Origin of the sequence: Phocaeicola sp. GP0067 (genome assembly GCF_031119655.1) — a bacterium.
Taxonomy (GTDB): Bacteria; Bacteroidota; Bacteroidia; order Bacteroidales; family Bacteroidaceae; genus Phocaeicola; species Phocaeicola vulgatus.
Map to the genome: position 1 here is coordinate 17,346 of NZ_JAVHZY010000034.1, position 20,686 is coordinate 38,031.

11 protein-coding genes are annotated in these 20,686 nt (G+C 39.6%); 7 read left to right on the forward strand and 4 right to left on the reverse strand.

What is annotated here, in order from left to right:
- Nucleotides 1–2: 2 nt before the first annotated feature.
- The gene (locus RE317_RS18600; protein ID WP_117873378.1) at nt 3–2,282 is read left to right on the forward strand and encodes a GH92 family glycosyl hydrolase; all 2,280 of its coding nucleotides are present in this window, start codon (nt 3–5) and stop codon (nt 2,280–2,282) included.
- A 6-nt stretch (nt 2,283–2,288) separates the two neighbouring features.
- Complete coding sequence (locus RE317_RS18605; RefSeq protein WP_022508478.1) at nt 2,289–4,028, forward strand: histidine-type phosphatase; 1,740 nt, start codon at nt 2,289–2,291, stop codon at nt 4,026–4,028.
- 248 nt (nt 4,029–4,276) lie between these two features.
- Here RE317_RS18605 and RE317_RS18610 read toward each other — a convergent pair whose 3' ends face one another.
- Entirely contained in the window at nt 4,277–8,311 is a 4,035-nt protein-coding gene (locus RE317_RS18610) for a hybrid sensor histidine kinase/response regulator transcription factor (protein WP_303266272.1), read from the reverse strand.
- Nucleotides 8,312–8,506: 195 nt separating this feature from the next.
- Between RE317_RS18610 and RE317_RS18615 the strand changes: the two genes are divergently transcribed.
- From RE317_RS18615 to RE317_RS18630, 4 genes are all read left to right on the forward strand, one after another.
- Nucleotides 8,507–11,638 (forward strand): TonB-dependent receptor, encoded by a 3,132-nt coding sequence (locus tag RE317_RS18615; protein ID WP_022508481.1) that lies wholly within the window; start codon nt 8,507–8,509, stop codon nt 11,636–11,638.
- A 12-nt stretch (nt 11,639–11,650) separates the two neighbouring features.
- Complete coding sequence (locus RE317_RS18620; protein WP_303266273.1) at nt 11,651–13,501, forward strand: RagB/SusD family nutrient uptake outer membrane protein; 1,851 nt, start codon at nt 11,651–11,653, stop codon at nt 13,499–13,501.
- A gap of 12 nt (nt 13,502–13,513) precedes the next feature.
- Entirely contained in the window at nt 13,514–14,188 is a 675-nt protein-coding gene (locus RE317_RS18625; RefSeq protein WP_007841228.1) for a DUF3823 domain-containing protein, read from the forward strand.
- Nucleotides 14,189–14,262: 74 nt separating this feature from the next.
- A complete protein-coding gene (locus RE317_RS18630; RefSeq protein WP_234440087.1) occupies nt 14,263–15,852 on the forward strand; it encodes a glycoside hydrolase in 1,590 nt (529 codons plus the stop codon).
- Between the two features lie 80 nt (nt 15,853–15,932).
- Here RE317_RS18630 and RE317_RS18635 read toward each other — a convergent pair whose 3' ends face one another.
- The 3 genes from RE317_RS18635 to ahpC form a co-directional block, all read right to left on the reverse strand.
- Nucleotides 15,933–16,955, reverse strand: coding sequence for a LacI family DNA-binding transcriptional regulator (locus tag RE317_RS18635; protein WP_005844540.1), 1,023 nt, complete (start codon nt 16,953–16,955; stop codon nt 15,933–15,935).
- A gap of 139 nt (nt 16,956–17,094) precedes the next feature.
- Entirely contained in the window at nt 17,095–18,645 is a 1,551-nt protein-coding gene (gene ahpF, locus RE317_RS18640) for an alkyl hydroperoxide reductase subunit F (protein ID WP_057279289.1), read from the reverse strand.
- Nucleotides 18,646–18,657: 12 nt separating this feature from the next.
- Nucleotides 18,658–19,224: an alkyl hydroperoxide reductase subunit C gene (ahpC, locus tag RE317_RS18645; RefSeq protein WP_117873382.1), complete on the reverse strand. Its 567-nt coding sequence runs from the start codon at nt 19,222–19,224 to the stop codon at nt 18,658–18,660.
- Nucleotides 19,225–19,730: 506 nt separating this feature from the next.
- Between ahpC and RE317_RS18650 the strand changes: the two genes are divergently transcribed.
- A complete protein-coding gene (locus tag RE317_RS18650; RefSeq protein WP_005850609.1) occupies nt 19,731–20,654 on the forward strand; it encodes a magnesium transporter CorA family protein in 924 nt (307 codons plus the stop codon).
- The last annotated feature ends 32 nt before the right edge of the window (nt 20,655–20,686 follow it).

Below are 20,686 nucleotides of genomic sequence, written 5' to 3' on the forward strand. Positions count from 1 at the left end.
TTATGACCCACATTCCATTCAAAGTTTCTTTGTTAAGACTGGTCTTCCTGCTGCTGCCCGTGACGGTCGCGGCACAGGAAGCCAGACTTTCTGATTACGTAGATCCCAAAATCGGTTCGGAAGGACTGGGACGGGTATTTATCGGTCCCTCCTGCCCTTATGGTATGGTGAAACCATCGCCCGATTGCACTGTCCATCCCAATAGTGGTTGGCTGCCTATGCCCGAACAAGTCAACGGGTTCTCCCAAGTACACGTCAGCGGGACAGGAGGAGGTCCTAAATATGGCAACATACTTGTCATGCCTTTTGGCAAAGGTATGGATCAGCTCAATCATATAGACTATCGCAAAGATGAAACAATCCGCTTGGGCTATTATGCTACCGAATTCCAGAGAACAGGCATATATACTGAAATAACAACTGCTCCACGCGCCTCATTCTACCGATTCACCTATCCCGAAGATTCCTTAAAATCCCTGTTGGTTGACGCCGGCTTCTTCCTGGGTGAACAACCGACCCCCGATGCCCGCGAAGCACAACAATTTGTAGGTTCGGAAATTCAAATCATATCCGATCACGAAGTAATGGGATATACCCGTATTCGCGGAGGTTGGAATAACGGACGTGCCTACACCGTTTATTTTTATGCAGTAACCGACCATCCCTTTGTACAAACGACCACATGGAAAGGAAACCAGATCAGCAATGAACGATACCAGCCAGACTCCCAACAAAAAACCGGAGCTTTGTTGCGTTTCCCTTCTTCTGCAAATACCATTCAACTGAAAGTCGGAATTTCATTTATCAGTTCTCTCAAAGCCAGAGAGAATGTATGGAACGAAATACCTCATTGGTCATTTGAGGACACCCGGCAAGCCTTATTGGCACAATGGGAAAACTTATTGCAACGCATTGATATAGCCTCAAATACACCCGAAAAATATAAGCGTATGTTTTATACCGGTATCTACCATACCATGTTAATGCCTGTAGACCGTACCGGTGAAAATCCATTATGGAGTGATCCGGAACCTTATTATGATGATTTTTATGCTATCTGGGACACCTACCGCACCTCAACTCCACTTATCACACTAATTGACCCTCAAAGAGAAACAGACATTGTACGTTCACTGATCAATATCTATAAACGGGACGGCTACATGCCTGATGCACGAAGCGGAAATTGTAACGGACGGACACAAGGCGGCTCCAACGCCGAAATTGTTATAGCCGATGCATTTGTAAAAGGACTACCAAACATAGATTACCATCTGGCTTTGGAAGCTATGCTGAAAGATGCGACCATACCGCCCGGAGGTAACGAAGAAGCGGAGGGAAGAGGCGGACTGATTCCTTATCTGGAATTGGGATATATTCCATACGGTATTCCCCGAGCCGGAAACCGCACAATAGAATACTCCTATTGTGATTATGCCATAGCCTTAGTAGCAAAAGGACTAGGCAAGACAGACTTGTACCAGCAATACTTGAAACAATCTTCCAACTGGAAGAACTTGTGGCGGGCCGATTATGAACATGCAGGAGTCAAAGGATTCATACTTCCCCGGGATAAAGAAGGAAACTGGTTAGACAAAATACCTTTCGGAAACTCCCATATCCAGAAACCCACCTTCACATATACCCCCGTTACCTTTGAAGGCCCTTGGTATACTCCTTGGTGGAACATGTTCTTTTATGAAGCCTCCTCCTGGGAATATTCACTCAGCATTCCGCATGACGTACCCGGACTCATTGAACAATGTGGCGGAAAAGAGAAGTTTGACGAACGGCTGGATATTTTCTTTGACAAGGGTTTCTTCAATGTGAATAATGAGCCCTCCTTCCTCACTCCCTGCCTATACCACTGGGTAGGGCGTCCGGATAAAAGCGGCGACCGCATCCATGAAATTATCCAGAAGAACTATAATGACGGTTCTGCCGGTCTTCCCGGAAATGATGACTCCGGAGCCATGTCATCGTGGTTGGTATTCCACATGATGGGGTTGTACCCCAATGCCGGACAAGACTATTATTTAATCCATACCCCTCTACTGACAGAGAGTCGTTTCCATTTACAGGAAGGCAAAACATTCACGATCAAAGCCGAAGGGCTTTCCGAAAAGAACAAGTATATCCGGTCGATTTTATTAAATGGAAAGAATTATCCATATTCCGCCATCCGCCATAATGATATCATCAAAGGAGGCGAGTTGGTTTTAAAAATGGGCCCTAGTCCCGGTAACTGGGGGAGCAAACTATTTCCTGAATCTAAAGAGTAACATACGATGAAGAAAAAACTTTTTATATGCTTTCTGCTTATCGGCAGCCTGATGGGAAATGTAATGGCACAAGATATCATTACCAACCCTCTGTTATTTGTATTCAAACTGCATGGACAAACCCGAAAGTACCAATTTACTTTCAATCAGTCCAACGACACCCTTTATCTACATTGGGGAATTGAAAGAAACACCCGATGGCAATCAGGCAGCTACGCCATGCCCCAAGAAGCTTTAAAAACGGCGGTCAGACTAAGCTTCTTACAGCCGGAAGACGGACAACATATCTGTCTCCCCATTCAAGAAACCTTTGCCCTACTTTCAGCAACCGCTTTTCAGGAATTGAAAAGCCAAAAGGCATTTCATTATAATCAGACAGAATACCAACTGGCTGATACCAAGTCACAAGCTATGGGCTATTCCTTACTGCATGTAAACGACTCAGTAGACGGATGCGAAATGTGGATTATGGATAATCCGGATTTCCCTCTGATATGGGAAATACAAAATAATCCGCTCGGCATCAATTGGAAAGTAGCTCCCATAGATCTCCCCGCACACAATCTGAAAGAAGAAATCATCCAAAGCCCGGAAAAAATGGGTAGCATCTATTATGCTTATCCCACACCAAACGGCATACAAACTCCGGTACCCGAAGGTTACAGTCCTTTCTACATCAGCCATTACGGACGCCATGGGTCCCGCTGGATGACTTCGGACGAACGTTATCTAGAAGTCATTCGTGTCTTTGATACGTTTCACAATAAATCAGGACTTACCGATTTAGGTGAAGATGTGAGGCTCAGACTCCAGAAAGTATGGGAAAATGCCCGTGGGCGCGGAGGAAACCTGACCCCATTAGGAGAACGACAACACAAAGCCATTGCCAAACGGCTTTATCAACAATATCCCCATATATTCCGGGACAGCGCCAACATATCAGCGCGTTCGAGCGTTTCCGTACGTTGTATCATGAGCATGTCCGCATTCACAGAACAACTGAAAGAACTAAACCCCTCCCTCCAGATCACCCGCGAAGCCAACCAAAGACACATGGACTACATTGCCTATACTTCACCCGAAGCCGAAAAGCTGGGTTCGGCAAGTGCGCCATGGAGAACAGCTTTCCATACATTCGAAGAAAATCATATTCATCCGGAACGTTTAATCGCTTCACTTTTCAAAAATCCCAAAGAAGTCAGGAATCCCCGCGAGCTCATGATGGGACTTTATTGGATTGCTTCCGACATGCAAGATGTAGAGTTGCCTCTATCCTTTTATGATTTGTTTGAAAAAGAAGAATTATTCGGTATCTGGCAGTCTGTGAATTATCGGATGTATATTTGCAATGCCAATGCTCCCGTCAATCAGGGAGCAGCCCCCGAGAGTGCAAAATCTTTATTGAAGAATATTATAGAAAGTGCCGACCGCGCCATCCGTGAAGGAACTCCTTGCGCCACCCTCCGTTTCGGACATGATACCAACCTGATCCGTCTGTTGGCACTCATGCAAGTAGAAGGATGCTCCAATCAAGAAACAGATCCCGACCGATATTACCTGGCCTGGCAAGATTTCCGTGTTTCACCTATGGGAGCCAACCTTCAATTAATCTTTTTCAAGAATAAGCAAGGAGAAGTTATTGTAAAATTGCTACATAATGAAAATGAAGTCAAATTACCCATTGACAGCCCTATTGCCCCTTATTATAAATGGGAAACGGTAAAAGCATTCTACAATCATTTATAAACATACAAATTGAGAAACAGCAACTTTCCTTCAAAGTCCAATCTCCCTATTAACTAAGGCTTTTCTTGCCTACAATTAAGTCTTTTCTTACGGTTACCTACTACAGACTCCGCCAATGGACCGTAGAGCCCATTGCAGCAGACTGTATAGTCCACCCAAGCAGACCTTACAGTCCACTGGCGGAGACTGTAGCAGATGACTGTAAAAAAAGGCTTAACTATATGGAAGAAACAGCTTACACAACCACTCTATTCCGGTTTTATCTTTTTCAGATAATCAGAAGGAGCCATACCGAATTCATCTTTAAAACACTGACGGAAATAGACCGTACTGTTAATTCCCACCTTGAACGCAACTTCTGAAATATTGTATTTCCCCTCTAATAACAAACGTTCCGCATATTGCATCTTTATTTTGCGGATATATTCATTGGTGGAAAGTCCAGTCAATGCCTTCATCTTCCGATATAGGGTAGAATTACTCATACACATGGCGTCCGACAAATAGCCGATGTCTATCTTCTCAGAAGAAAGACGATCTTCAATCAGCTTGTTAATCTTCTCAAGGAACTCATTATCCAATTTATTCATAGACTCGGTTACTGCCGCACGTTTGTCAATGAGTATGGAATTCGTATTAAAACGCTCTGCCAACAACTTGCGGGATTCAAGCAAATTATGGATACGGCTATGCAACAAAGTAGCACTGAAAGGCTTTGTCAGATAAGAGTCAGCACCCACTTGATACCCCTCTTCCTTATCTTGCAAAGAGTCCTTTGCCGTCTGCAAAATAATGGGAATATGGCTGGTACGCAAGTCTTCTTTCAATTTCCGGCACATCACAATGCCGTTCATCACCGGCATCATGATATCACTGACTATAATATCAGGAATGCAGCCCAATGCTTGTTCCAAACCTTGTTCACCATTGGCGGCAGTCCTCACTTCAAAATCGTCCGAGAAAGATTCTACAATATAATCACAGATGTCCCTATTATCTTCCACTATCAGCAGAATACGCTTACCACTATGCACAGGTTCTATATTTTCTTCTTTTTCGTCCTTTTCATCGGAAGTTTTCTCCGTCGAGTCAGCATGCAGCACATGGGGATACGTGTTATCCGTCAGCAGACTGACATAAAAAGTACTTCCCACATTCAAAGAACTTTCAACCCTGATCTCCCCCTCATGCAAAACTACCAGGTTCTTTACCAGAGCCAGACCAATACCTGTTCCTGAAGCCTGATGTTCGCTTCCCTCTTGATAATAACGGTCAAAAATATGAGGCAATGCATCGGGAGCAATACCGAAACCGGTGTCACTCACACTGATTTCCGTATGGTGTATATTATTCCGGACCACCTGATGTAATCCTAAAGTTATAGTTCCTTTCTCTGTATATTTTATAGCATTGGAGATCAAATTATCCAGTATAATCGTTACTACCTCCTTATCAAAAAACAAAGACATATCTTCCTGCTCAATCTCAAGACAGAAATCAATCTCAGGTTTCCGGTTCAATTCCTTATACTTCAGTCCGATCTCGTGTACAAGGGCTGCCAGATTGTCACGACTTACACATAATTTCTTGTTTTGGGTTTCCGTTTTTCTGAACTCCAGTATCTGATTAATCAGGTTCAACAATCGGATGGCGCTTTGATGGATAACCGATATTTTCTGTGAATCTTTCCCAGATAAAGAATTACTTTTCTGCATATCTTCCAACGGTCCCAGAATCAACGTCAAAGGAGTACGCAACTCATGTGTGATATTGGTATAGAAACGTAAACGCTCATTATTCAGCTCCTGTTCCTGCTCATGATTTTTCTTCTCCAACTCATAGAGAGACTCCATATCCAGTTTCTTTTTATAGGCATGAAGAATAAAATACAGGACAGAAACACCCGAAAGAATATAAAATAACTTGGCCCACCACGTAAGCCATACAGGCGGGTCAATACGGATATCCAGAGAAGCTATCTCATCCGCCCATTCCTGATTCCGTATTCTTGTCTTTACCTGAAAACAATAATTTCCCGGAGGTATATTACGGAAAGTCACATTATTAGGATCGGTTACTGTATACCATGAATTTTCCAACCCTTTCAACATATAAGCATATTCCACTTGATCGGCCAAGGCATAATTCTGTATATTGAAGGTGACGCTGAAGTTATTTTGCATATAGCTTAAACGTACTGCAGGACATCCATGAAGTTCTATCATCTTTTCCTCACTTTTTCTTTCCGATATTGGTACAAATATTCTCAAGCCTGTCATAATAGCTGAAGGAGCTTCACGCTTTGCCAATACCATTTCAGGATTAAAACGACATAATCCATTTAAAGAGCCAAAGTAAATATTGCCATCATAATCATGAGTAACACTACCACTCATAAAACCAACAATAGGAACTCCATCCCATCGCCCATAATTATAAAAGCTATTCTTAACCGCAATATAGCAACTTATCCCTTTATTTGTACTACACCAAATACGCCCGGAAGCATCTTCCATAATAGCACGTATATGGGCATTCTCCAAACCATCTCCTCTTTTAAACACCTGGTACTTCATATTGTTTGGAAAAGGAAAGCATACTAACCCTTCACCAGTAGCTACCCATATACGCTTCTTACTATCTCCATAAATACTATTAATTGTATTTGAAGGGAATTGCTCTGCCGTATAAAAATGTTTAATCATTTTAAAGTCTGGCGAATATACTAAAACTCCACCTCCAAATGTACCTACCCAAAGAAAGCCTTGCTCGTCTTTAAAGAGACAACGTACTTGTTCATTCTCTATATAATGCTCCAAAAAAAGTTGTCCATCCAAGCCTGCTTTATAAACCCCTTCACTAGTACCTATCCATATGGTATGATGATCATCCTCATAAATAGCACGAACATCAATCAAAGCTTTATCTTTAGAGAATACTTGACGAAAATACTTCTGAGTTCTATTATAGTAACATAGCCCACCATTAAATAGTCCAAACCATAAATTCCCTTTCGTATCACATAAAGATGCTTGAACAGGATTTCCATTCAAATCTCCATCATCCGCTCCATATATAGCGACTCTTTTCCCTTTTGAAAAAACATTAATATCACCTCCATTGGTACCGATCCATAATACTCCATCTTGGTCTACACAAACCGTGCTAATCATTTTGTCTGTTAAATTTCTCTCTGCTGTTGGAATAGGAGAATAATTATAAACATTAAATAAAGAAGAGTCACGGCTTAAGAAGTTAATTCCTCCACCCCATGTACCTGCCCATATATTATTAAAAGAATCTTGAAACAAGCAACGAACGCTAGAACTAGACAGACCATATTCATCATTACTTGCTTTTATATAATTAAATCTTACATCTTCCGAAGACACAAATAACCGTTGCGTTAAATCCAATACAGCAATTCCCCCAAATTCTGTAGCAAGCCAAAGCCTATTATCATCCATCTGCCTAATATCAAATACAACATGTTTTTCCCCTTTAGCCTCTTTAAAGTGAATAAAACTTTCTGATTCCGGATTGAACAAAGCCAGCCCTTCGGAGGTTCCCAACCAAATATTATTATTTCTATCCTTATAAATACAGACAACTCCATCCCCTGGCAAACTATTAGGATCGTTAGGGTTATGCCTAAAATTCTTTGCTTTTTTATCTTTTATAGAAATTATACTAAATCCATGAAAAGCATGAGCCACATACAGATTACCATCTCCCCCATCAACAACTGACCATACATTATTACTCCCCAGTCCAGGTACAGTTTCTGTATTATAATGTATAAAATTTCCAGTCTTCTTATCTAAATAATCAATTCCATTCCAATACGTAGTTATCCATAGATTTCCATCAGATGCAGGCTTTATGCTGGTCACATCGTCAGTAATCAAACTATTATGATCTCCAGGATCATGTTTATAAATAGTAAAAGTATTATTACTATAATTATAAGCATTCAATCCCGCACGTTGCGTACCAATCCATAATATAGAATCTATAGGATCATCTAACAAACAATTTAGTTCATTGCCTGTAATATGTAATTTATCAGGAATATCCTTATAATAGGAGATAAAATGTACCCCATCAAATTTATTTAATCCTTCTTCTGTAGCAAACCATAAATAGCCTTGCTTATCTTGAGCAATACTCAATACATTATTATTAGACAATCCTTCCATTGCTCCCAGCTTTTTAACTGAGTATGATTGTGCCCATATACATTCCGGTAACACCAATAACAACAAAACAAGTATATTTTTCATAATACTAAATATCGTTTTTTAATTGATTATTCAAAAATACAAAGAAAATCCATATTTAAGATATCTAAATCATGCATTGCATGATTTACTATCCATTTCTGCAAGATTCATATAACTTTATTAATTTTCCTTCACCTACATTTGCAGCCGGAAAGCAAAATAAGAAAAAACGTTTAATCTTTAAATCCTAATTTTATGAGGCATTTAAAATTTTTATGCACATGTGTCATACTACTACTCACATCAGTAACAGTATTTGCACAAACGCAAATCACAGGACATGTAGCTGATATGAAAGGAGAAGCTATCATTGGAGCTAATGTCACCCTTAAAGGAACCACAAATGGGACTATCACAGATTTTGACGGTCACTTTACACTCAATGTAAATGACCCCAACGGAATACTAGCAGTTTCATTTATTGGTTACAAAACAAAAGAAGTGAAAATTGGAGAAAAAACCATTTTTCAGATTATTCTTGAAGAGGACACTGAAACTTTAGACGAAGTCGTAGTAGTAGGTTATGGTACACAAACAAAGAAAAGTTTAACAGGAGCAGTTAGTGACGTTAAATCCGATGCACTAACCCGTTCAGTTTCTACCACTACTGCCGGAGCTTTATCTGGGAAAATAGCAGGAATTTCCACACGCGCAGTGGATGCTCGACCAGGTAGAGGAATCAATCTTGAAATCCGTAATATGGGAAGTCCTCTATTTGTTATAGATGGTATTCCTTATGGAGGTATGAACAGTCGTGACTGGTTACAAGCATCAGATGTATCCGGCAATGATGTTTTTAATGCACTAAATATTGAAGACATTGAAAGTATTACCGTATTAAAAGATGCCTCTGCTGCCATCTACGGTCTACGTGCAGCCAATGGTGTAGTTTTAGTTACAACCAAAAAAGGAAGGAAAAACGAAAAAGTCAGCATCAATGTTAATGGATATTATGGCTGGCAAAACTTAACTCGCTTTCCCAAATTAGCTAATGCCGGACAATATGTGAGAGGCTTGGCTGAAGCTGCACAGAACAGAGGTGAAGATCCTAATAATCTTTATACTCCAGAAGAATTAGCCAAATGGCAAGCTGGTACCGAGCCGGGATATAAAAGTTATGATTATTATGATATGGTAATGAGAAAGAATGTACCACAGTATCATATCAATGCTAATGTTACGGGTGGCTCAGATAAAACAAATTATTATCTTTCTGTTGCTCATACCAGTCAAGATGCCATGATGCGAGACTTTAAATATCAACGTACTAACTTCCAATTAAATCTTGATTCCAAAATTACAGATCATTTCACTGTAGGTGCACAAATTAGTGGAAAATATGAAAAAAGTGAAGATGTAGGTCTACCTGGTGGAGACGGATATTATACGGCTATTTTAGCAATGTTTAAGATGCAACCTATCGAAAGTCCATACGCTAATGATAACCCGGAATATATTAATAATGTGCATGAAAATGGTTATAATCCGGCTGCATTTAGACGTGACATTGCCGGCTACAAAGACAATTTAACCCGTAATGCTAATATCAATGCTTATGCACAATATGATTTCAAATTTGGTTTAACAGCAAAGGCCACTTTCTCCTACAATTATACAAACAGTCGTTTTGACGGTTATCAATACGCATATCAAATCTATACATATGATAAAGCAAATGACACCTATAATGGGACACCAGCCACAGGACGATGGAGAAGTCAGATAGATCGTAGTGTACCGGCACGTTATATGCAACTACAATTGAACTATACAAAACAGTTTAAAAAACATAATATTTCAGCAGTCTTAGGCTATGAAGCTTCTGATTATGACTGGAGTAAGAAAACTTATGGAACGGAACCTTCCACTGACTATCTGCCATTATTGCAATTTGATGAACTCAATAGTTTTGGTGATGAATGGAGTTATGAAGCACGTGCCGGTTGGATTGGGCGTATCAATTATAATTTCGCCCACAAATACTTAATCGAAATATTAGCCCGCTATGACGGTTCATATCTATATGCACCAAGCAAGCGCTGGGGATTTTTCCCTGGAGTATCAGTAGGTTGGAGAATATCAGAAGAAAAATTCTTCGAAAAGTTAAGACCGGTCATAGATGATCTGAAAATACGCGCATCTATCGGTCAAACTGGTACAGAAAAAGATGTAAAGCTATTTGACTACTTAAGTGGTTACAACTGGAATCAAGGTAATGCTGTATTAGACGGTGAAGTTGTATCCGGACTTAATCAAAGAGGATTGCCTGTGACAAATTTATCTTGGACAAAAAATACAACATCAAATATTGGTTTTGACTTGACCATGTTTAACAGCCGGCTAAAAATTACAGCAGATGCATTCCGAAAAGATATTACTGGCGTGCCAGCAGCTCGTTATGATGTATTGCTGCCTAATGAAGTAGGTTACAAATTACCTAACGAGAACCTAAATAAACAAGCATATATCGGTGCAGAAGCAATGGCTACTTGGACTGATCATATCGGTGATTTGAATTATACCATTAGTGGCAATTTTACATTCTCACGCTATAAAAGTATCGAAACTTATAAGCCTCGTTTCAATAATTCCTGGGATGAATATCGTAATTCTGCAGAAGGACGTTGGGGAGGCATATATTGGGGATATCAAGTAATTGGGCAATTCCAATCGGAAGAAGAAATACTTAACTATCCGGTTAACTTAGACGGACAAAATAATCGGACACTACTCCCTGGTGATCTTATTTACAAAGACGTAAATGGTGATGGCATTATCAACGGTATGGATGAACGCCCTATAGGTTACCCCGAAGGTTGGGCTCCTATCATATCATTCGGCGGTAATATCGGTTTAGAATGGAAAGGTATTGACCTTAATATTGACCTTTCCGGAGGTGCTATGCAAGGATGGAGACAAAATTATGAACTCGCTAATGCATTCCACGGCAATGGCAATTCACCTGAATATTTATTAGAAGACCGTTGGCACCGTGCTGATTTATATGATCCCAATAGCGAATGGATTCCTGGACGTTATCCAGCTATTCGTAAAGGTGAGTTCAGCTATAATAACAAAAATAGCGATTTTTGGCTACATAATGTACACTACTTACGCATCAAGAATTTAGAAATCGGCTATAGTTTGCCTATTAAATGGACAAAAACTGTCCATGCACAAAAAATACGTATCTATGCCAATGTTTCGAATTTATGTTCATTCGATAATGTACATCAGTTCGGGATTGACCCTGAAATTACAGCCGCAGCAGCAGTAGTATATCCACAGCAAAGAACATTCCTTCTTGGATTTAATGTAACATTCTAAAACGATATTATTATGAAAAAAAATTATATAAAAATATTTTTGTTGGGAGCTGCCATTACGTCTTTATTATCAAGTTGTGGTGACGGATGGTTCGAAAGAGATCCCAAAAACATCCTTACCAATGAACAAGTATGGAACGACCCTGCCATGATAAAATCACAATTAGCCAACCTATATGATAGAATTCCCCAATTACATGGCAACTTTAACACAGGTGGTATGTGTGAAACTGATGATGCAATGTATTGTGGTACTTTAGACCAGAATTATCGTAACGAACTGCGTTATGGAAATGATTACGGACGTTGGTGGGACTATGAATTCATACGTGATATCAATACGTCCATTGAGAACATTACTAAATATGGAACAGAAATCTCCGAAGAAAGCAAAAATCAATTTATTGCCGAATTTCGCTTTATACGAGCTTATGTTTATTTCGAACTTGTAAGACGTATGGGAGGAGTACCGCTGATCACCCAAACATTAGAATACGATTTTAATGGTGATCCTTCTTATCTTCGTACCCCACGTGCGAAAGAACATGAAATTTACGATTTTATTTACAAGGAATGCGAAGAAATCAAAAATCAATTAGGCAACGCAAACAGCCAAACTCGCGCCAACTATTACACAGCATTAGCATTAGAAAGCCGTGCCATGTTATACGCTGGTTCCATAGCTAAATACAATGCTTTAAAAACTCCCAATATTGTAACTTCCGGTGGAGAGGTAGGTATTCCTTCAGACATGGCAAACGGTTATTACCAAAAATCATTATCTGCTTCAAAAGAAATTATAGAAGAAGGAGGGTATGAACTCTATAACAAAGAAGAAGACAAGGGAATCAATTTCTATAAAATGTTAATGGATAAAACCGGAAATAAAGAAGTTATTTGGGTAAAAGATTACCAAAATCCTTTAAAGGTACATAGTTTCGGATATGATAATGTTATTCATCATTTAAGAGAAGATAATGACAACTCTTCTTGTATTGGCCCATCATTAGGATTAGTAGAGGCCTTTGACTATTTAGACGGGACCTCAGGAACATTACACTATAAAAACGGCAACGATTATATCGTTTATAAAAATCCTAGTGATATTTTTGCCAATAAAGATGCTCGTTTATATGGTACTATTATTTATCCCGGTACCAAGTTCAGAGGTCAGGACGTTGATATTCAAGCCGGAGTAGCTGTATGGAATGATATTAATGGCTCTTACGATTTACTTACTGATCCCAGCTTGGGGAGTTTCTATACAGACAATAAAACTTTTGTAGGTCAAGACGGTCCCCAAACCAACACCCCTAACGTTAGCAACACCGGATTTTATATTCGCAAATTCATAAGTGAAGCTTCCGGTTATACACTTCGTAATTATGCCGAAAACTGGTGGCCTTGGTTCCGTTTAGGAGAAATTTATCTCAACGCTACTGAAGCAGCTTTTGAATTAAATGATGAAACAAATGCATTGCATTATATCAATAAACTACGCGAACGTGCAGGTTTTCCCGCCAATAGTTTAAATAAACTTACAATAGAGAAAATTCAAAATGAACGACGCGTGGAATTAGCTTTTGAAGACCACCGCTATTTTGATATGAAACGTTGGAGAATAGCAGATGCTGTTTGGAACGGAAATGAGGATAATGATCAAGCCATTGTTTATGGACTATACCCATATCGTATTGCTAAAGCTAAACCTGGTACTCAAGATCAAGATAAATACATTTTTGTGAAAACAAGATCTGAACGTTTCAAAGTAGCTAGAACTTTCCAACAGTCCAACTATTATTCATTCATTGAGGATGCTGTTATCAATAATAATCCAACAATTGTCAAAAACCCATTCCAATAAAAACAAAAAATTATGAGAAAAATATATATTTTTATTATTATAATATGTTGTCTGCTTACAGCCAACAGTTGCAGTTATGACAATTTTGATGAACCTAAATCCATGTTAACAGGAAAAGCCATTTATAATGGTGAACCTGTATCCGTTAGAAGTGGAAGTTCCGAATTTGCCCTATTTCAAGACGGATATGCCTTACATGGTTCTATCCCTGTCTATATCGCACAAGACGGAAGTTACTCAGTGAACCTATTCAACGGAGATTATAAACTTGTACGCGTTGGTAATGCACCTTGGGAAAGGCCATCCAATGATACGATTCGGATTACAGTTAAAGGGAATACCATACAAGATATCCCAGTAACACCTTACTTTTTTATTAAAGATGTTTCATTTACTAAGAGTAACAACAAAATTGTTGCAAAATTTACAGTTAACAAAGTTATTGCTAATGCTAATATGGAAGATGTAAGTCTTTATCTAGGAAAAGGCATCCTAACAGATAACAATCAAAAAGAAGCGACGTTGAGTTTAGGAAACAAGATTCCTCTAGAACAAGAGACCAGCGCTGAAATAGACATTCCAAACAATCTGATCAATAAAACATATATTTATGCTCGTATAGGAGTAAAGTCTGACAAATCCTCAGAATATTGCTATAGTCAATCCATTAAGGTAGAATTGAAGTAAATAAAACTGATAGAATACAAAAAACAAGGGGAAATATCGCAAGTTGGTATTTCCCCTTTAAAATTAACAAACCTATGTTACACATTTATTTTCAATCAAAATTGATCATCTTAATTTTGCTCTTCACTTCTATATGCAATGTGCAATGCGCTCAACATCCTGCCATTCACTTTGAAATAGAAACAGACCAACCCTGTCAAACCATGGACTATTTCGGAGCATCAGACTGTTGGAGCATGCAATTTATCGGCTTATGGCCGCAAGAAAAACAAAACCAAGTAGCCGACTGGCTGTTCAGTACGGAAAACCATGAAAACGGACAACCTAAAGGAATCGGTCTGTCTTTATGGCGTTTCAATGTAGGAGCCGGAAGTGCGGAACAAGGAGAAGCCAGCCAGATAGCCTCTCCCTGGATGCGTGCCGAATGTTTCCTTCAGGCAGATGGTAACTATAATTGGAATAAACAACAAGGGCAGCGCAACTTCCTGCGTCTGGCAAAAGAACGGGGTGTAAACAAATTTTTGGCATTTCTTAATTCACCTCCCGTATATTTCACACAAAACGGTCTTGCCACCAACACAGGCCGTGGAGGAACCTTAAACTTAAAGGAAGAGCATTATAAGAATTTTGCCCGTTTTCTTGCCAATGTCATAAAAGGGGTGGAGAAACACGATGGAATCAAGTTCAATTACCTCTGTCCATTCAATGAACCCGATGGGCATTGGAACTGGATTGGCCCCAAACAAGAAGGTACACCGGCTACCAACCGCGAAATAGCCCGTGCCATACGCCTCATCAGTAAAGAGTTCGTAAATAACCAAATTGACACACAGATTCTAGTCAATGAGTCCTCTGACTATCGTTGTATGTTCGATACTCACATGACTAATTGGGAACGGGGGTATCAAATCCAGTCTTTCTTTAATCCGGACAGTACAGCCACCTATCTGGGTGATACTCCCAATGTTCCCCGGCTGATGGTAGGGCATAGTTATTGGACTAATACTCCTCTGAATAATTTACACGATATCCGTTGTCAATTAAAAGATACTTTAGACAAGTATAAGGTGGATTTCTGGCAGACAGAAACCTGTATCATGGGCAATGACGAAGAAATCGGCGGAGGCGGAGGATATGACTTCACCATGAAGACAGCATTATATGTAGCACGGATCATTCATCATGACATTGTATATGCAGGTGCTCGCAGTTGGCAATGGTGGCGATCTATCGGTGGAGATTATAAGGACGGATTAATCCGTGAGTATAGTGATCCGACTTTTCTGAATGGTGAGGTGAAAGACTCCAAATTAATGTGGGCTTTGGGAAACTACAGTAGATTTATACGCCCGGGAGCTGTTCGGAAAGCAATTATAGCCAAAGACAACCAAGGGAAAATCATTCCTGAAGGCGATACAGATGTAACCGGACTAATATGTTCAGCATACCAAAATACAGACGGAAAGGAGGTTTTCGTTATGATTAATTATGCAGCGGAAGATAAAGAGTTTACTTTCTATCAGCGTAACGGAATTATAAAAAACTGGAAAATCTATCGTACTTCGGATAAAGATGGAGAGAATCTTCTACCGGTGGGAAGCATCAAAAACCATGAAAAAGTTGTGATTCCGGCACGTTCCATTATTACGTTGGTCACTCAATAATACTCCAATATATAAAGAAATAAGGTTGGCTCTTTGTGAAGAGTTCAGCCTTATTCTCTTCTTAAAATACATTTCGGTTCTCAATCCTTCCTTTTTATACTGCTTTCCCTCACCTGCAAACAAGTAGGAATAATGATTTGCCTGATTTTTTTATCTCCTTTAATCTTATCAATCAACATCTGACATGCGGCTTCTCCCATCTTATAAGTCTGATGCGAGACGGCCGAAAGGCGAGGCACTACATAATTGGCATGTTGCTCATCTGTATACCCAATAAGCGCTATATCCTGAGGAATACGAAGATTATGATTTCTAATCACTTCCATAGCGGCAAATGCCAATGTATCATTCATGGCAAGAATTGCATCGGGAGGCTCCGGAAGCGATAATAAAATTTCTGTAGCTATTTTCCCTTCTTCAAAATCAATTTTCCGACACACAACCAAATCTTTCTCAATCGGTATCTTATTTTCCCTTAACGCTTCAAGGTAACCATGTTTTCTCTTTCTTACTATATCCAGATGGTTTGCACCACCGATAAAAGCAATCCGTTTGCTTCCATGATCCAACAAGTGCTGTGTCGCCATCTGAGCAGAATATACTCCATCAGCCACTACCGTAGAAAAACGGTCAGGCATGCAAACACGATCAAATAGAACAAGCGGCATATTCATATCATCCAAACTCAACCAATGGGCATAATCTGTTGTTTCTTGAGATAAACAACCTATAATACCTTCCACATGCATATTGACCAAATTCTCAATATTTCTTTTCTCATGGTCGTATGACTCATGGGAAGTCGTGATGATAACAAAATAGCCGTTTGCTATAGCGGTATCTTCTATACCACTTAAAATAGACGCAAAGAAATGAGTAACAATATCAGGTACAATTACTCCAATGGTACGGGGAGTATTTTTCCGGAGACTCATAGCAAAAGGATTGGGGTGATAATTCATCTCTTTTGCCAATTTTTGAGCTTTAATACAAAGTTCCCGACTGATTTCGGGACTATTTTTCAAGGCACGGGATACTGTAGGTATGGATACACCTAATATCTGTGCCAAATCTTTCAATGAAGTACGTCTCGATTCTGCCATATCAATGCTGTAAACGGTGATTCACCTACAAAGAAAGCATATTCTCACCAATATACATACAAAGAGTGCATTTTTTAGTGATAAGATTAGTGGTAAATACTGCGATATGCACCCACTATTCACCACCAACCACTTATCACTAATAAATCGTTCCGCGCATCCGGTCTTCGAATGCAGCTAAAGCAGCCTTGGCGCCTTCCCCCATTGCTATAACTATCTGTTTATAGGAAACATCCGTTACATCTCCGGCAGCATAGATACCTTTTACAGAGGTCCGGCCATTTTTATCAGTCAGAATTTCACCCATGCGGTTCGTTTCCAGCAATTCTTTAAACAAAGTGCTATTGGCAGTCAAACCTATTTGGACAAAAATACCATCCAAGGCAAAGATCTCTTCTTTTTCGGATGAACGGTCTTTCTTTATAAGCCCCACCACTTTATCACCGTTTCCTAACACCTCTACCGTTTGAGTATTAGTAATAATATCCACATTGGGCAGGCTTTTAGCTTTCTCCTGCAAAACAGTATCCGCTTTCAAAGTATCCATGAATTCGAATACAGTCACTTTGGAACAGACTCCCGCCAAATCAATAGCAGCCTCAACCCCGGAGTTTCCACCACCTATGACTGCTACTTCCTTATCTTTATAAAATGGTCCGTCACAATGAGGACAGAAAGCAACTCCATGACCGATGTATTTTTCTTCACCGGGAACATTCAATTTTCTCCAATTCGCCCCGGTAGCAATGATCAATACGGGAGCCTTATACGTTTCTCCACCTTTCACAGACAACACTTTCATGCCCTCTGCCACTTCCACTTTCTCTATCCGGCGATTTTCTAAAATATCAATATGATATTCCGCCAAATGTTTTTTCAGATCCTGGGCCAACTGTTTACCGGTAGTCTGAGGCACAGATATCAAGTTCTCAATCCCCATCGTTTCATTGACTTGTCCACCAATACGCTCTGCTATTATTGCTACTTTCAACCCTTTACGAGCCGAGTAGATAGCAGCTGTCGCACCGGCAGGACCAGCACCGGCTACCAGTACATCATATTCTTTTGTTTCAACAGCTTCCAATTCCACCGAACCGTAACGGGCTTCCAGCTTCTCCAACAGATCCCCCATACTGCTACGCCCCACATGAATCTGTTCACCATCAGCAAATACAGTAGGAACGGCCTGTACTTTCATCCGTTCTACTTCTTCTTCATTTATAGATCCATCTACTGCCTCATGGCGTATCTGACCATTCAGAAGTACCATCATATTCAAAGCTTGAACCACATCGGGACAATTGGTACAGGTGAGAGACAAATAGGTGGTCAAACTAATCGGCCCCTGTAACGCCTTGATACGTCTGGTAATAAACTCGTCCGGAAAATTCTTTCCTTTGCCGTCAGCATTCAGAACAGCCATCAACAAAGAAGTAAATTCATGACCACCAGGTACGGCACGAAATGTGATTCCCGTATCCTTTCCTTCTTTTAAAAGGATAAACTTCAGCCCTTCACTATCCTGCAACCGACAGGAAAGTTTATCCGAACAGGAAGCCACTTCTTCCAACAAGTCCACCAACTCGGCACGACTTTCGTGCTGAGGGTGGACAAAGATGTCAAAAGTATAGTGCGCTTCCAATTGGGCAAAAAGACCTTTTAACTGATCTTTTATCGCACTATCTAACATGAGTTCTATACTTTAAATTTTACCTACCAAATCAATACTCGGTTTCAAGGTCTCAGCACCTTTCTTCCATTTAGCAGGACAAACCTCACCATCATGAGTGGCTACAAACTGGACAGCTTCTACCTTACGAAGAAGTTCATCAGCATTACGCCCGATGCTGTTGTCCTGAATTTCAGCTAATTTGATCTTGCCTTCGGGATTCACTACAAAAGTACCACGATAAGCCATACCGTCTTCTTCAATCATCACACCAAATGCACGCGATAAAGCACCTGTAGGATCTGCCAACATCGGATAAGTGATTTTGCGGATACTTTCAGACGCATCATGCCATGCTTTATGAACGAAATGTGAATCGGTGCTTACAGAATATACTTCCACTCCCATTGCTTTGAACTGATTATACTTTTCAGCAATATCTACAAGTTCGGTAGGGCATACAAACGTAAAGTCAGCAGGATAGAAGAAGAAAATAGCCCATTTACCTTCAATATCTTTATTAGTTACGGTTTTAAACTCTCCATTATGGAATGCCTGAACTTTAAATTCAGGAACTTGTGAATTAATAATTGGTTCCATACTCTTTTTATTTTTAAATTAAAACTGATTTTTAAATTGTAATTATTACATTTGCAAAGGTAGCCGACTTCAGCACCTTCCACAATACCTAATTATTAGGATTATATAGAACAAGATTCATCATAAATAGGTATTGGACAAACGATTTTTTAAGTGAATTTTGCATGTAATTAAAAGGATGCTAAATGTTTTAACAACAATAGTTTCCACCAGGGAACTTAATCGGTAAACACAGTACGTTAGAACTGCGCTATGGCGACAAAACCATCATTGCTCCGGCACTGATTGCTTTCCGGTGATATTCTTAAAAAAAATATAAAAGCCTCCTGACTCCTGTCTGTCCTTTAAAGGTTTTATGTACTTTTGTACCGCTTAAAACAAAAAACAATCAACAAAAATGGACGATTCAATACCACGAACGTGCAATAGTATTAACTGATCCGACAGGGCAATCACTACTCTGAATGCCTCTGAACGGATATAAACGAACGAAAGGAGGCAATAAGATGAGAAAATATCTTTATTGTGAGAATGGCTTTGTAGAAAAGCCACAATGGATGCCAAACTGCTGGGTGAATGTAGAATGCCCCGACCAAAGTGATTTTGAGTTTCTGACTAAAGAATTAAAAGTTCCCGAAGCTTTTTTAGAGGACATCGCCGATATGGATGAACGTCCGAGAACGGATACGGAAGACAACTGGCTACTGACCATTATCCGAATCCCCCTGCAACAACAGGGAAGCATCCCTTATATCACTATCCCCATCGGTATCATTACAAATAATGAAATCATTGTTACCGTGTGTTATCACTCCACTGAAATGATTCCTGATTTTATTGACCACACCCGACGTAAAGGAATCATTGTGCCTAATAAATTTGAATTGATTTTACGGTTAATTTACTCATCTGCCGTATGGTTCTTGAAATATCTGAAACAAATAAACAATGATGTAGCTGCCGCAGAAAAAGAATTGGAAAGGAGCATACGTAATGAGGACCTGCTCAGATTGATGAAACTACAAAAAACATTGGTTTATTTCAATACGTCCATTCGTGGAAATGAGGTGATGGTAGGTAAATTGCAAAGTATCTTCCAGGAAAAAGATTATCAAAACCGCGATTTGGTAGAAGATGTAGTTATTGAATTAAAACAAGCATATAACACGGTTAATATCTACAGTGATATCTTAACCGGAACCATGGACGCATTTGCTTCCATCATATCCAACAATGTGAACACCATCATGAAACGCATGACCAGTATTTCCATCATTCTGATGGTACCCACATTAATAGCTAGTTTCTATGGAATGAATGTAGATGTACATGTAGATGCATTACCACATGCTTTTAGTTTTATTATTTTGGCGTCCATCACATTATCTGCGTTGGCTTTTGTTATTTTCAGAAAGATAAAGTGGTTCTAAAAAATCCTGTAACAATATCATATGACCTGTCA

Excerpts from the sequence above, each read along its gene's own strand:
- RE317_RS18600 (WP_117873378.1), top strand. The coding sequence starts at position 3 with ATGACCCACATTCCATTCAAAGTTTCTTTGTTAAGACTGGTCTTCCTG.
- RE317_RS18605 (WP_022508478.1), top strand. The coding sequence starts at position 2,289 with ATGAAGAAAAAACTTTTTATATGCTTTCTGCTTATCGGCAGCCTGATG.
- RE317_RS18610 (WP_303266272.1), bottom strand. The coding sequence starts at position 8,311 with ATGAAAAATATACTTGTTTTGTTGTTATTGGTGTTACCGGAATGTATA.
- RE317_RS18615 (WP_022508481.1), top strand. The coding sequence starts at position 8,507 with ATGAGGCATTTAAAATTTTTATGCACATGTGTCATACTACTACTCACA.
- RE317_RS18620 (WP_303266273.1), top strand. The coding sequence starts at position 11,651 with ATGAAAAAAAATTATATAAAAATATTTTTGTTGGGAGCTGCCATTACG.
- RE317_RS18625 (WP_007841228.1), top strand. The coding sequence starts at position 13,514 with ATGAGAAAAATATATATTTTTATTATTATAATATGTTGTCTGCTTACA.
- RE317_RS18630 (WP_234440087.1), top strand. The coding sequence starts at position 14,263 with ATGTTACACATTTATTTTCAATCAAAATTGATCATCTTAATTTTGCTC.
- RE317_RS18635 (WP_005844540.1), bottom strand. The coding sequence starts at position 16,955 with ATGGCAGAATCGAGACGTACTTCATTGAAAGATTTGGCACAGATATTA.
- ahpF (WP_057279289.1), bottom strand. The coding sequence starts at position 18,645 with ATGTTAGATAGTGCGATAAAAGATCAGTTAAAAGGTCTTTTTGCCCAA.
- ahpC (WP_117873382.1), bottom strand. The coding sequence starts at position 19,224 with ATGGAACCAATTATTAATTCACAAGTTCCTGAATTTAAAGTTCAGGCA.
- RE317_RS18650 (WP_005850609.1), top strand. The coding sequence starts at position 19,731 with ATGAGAAAATATCTTTATTGTGAGAATGGCTTTGTAGAAAAGCCACAA.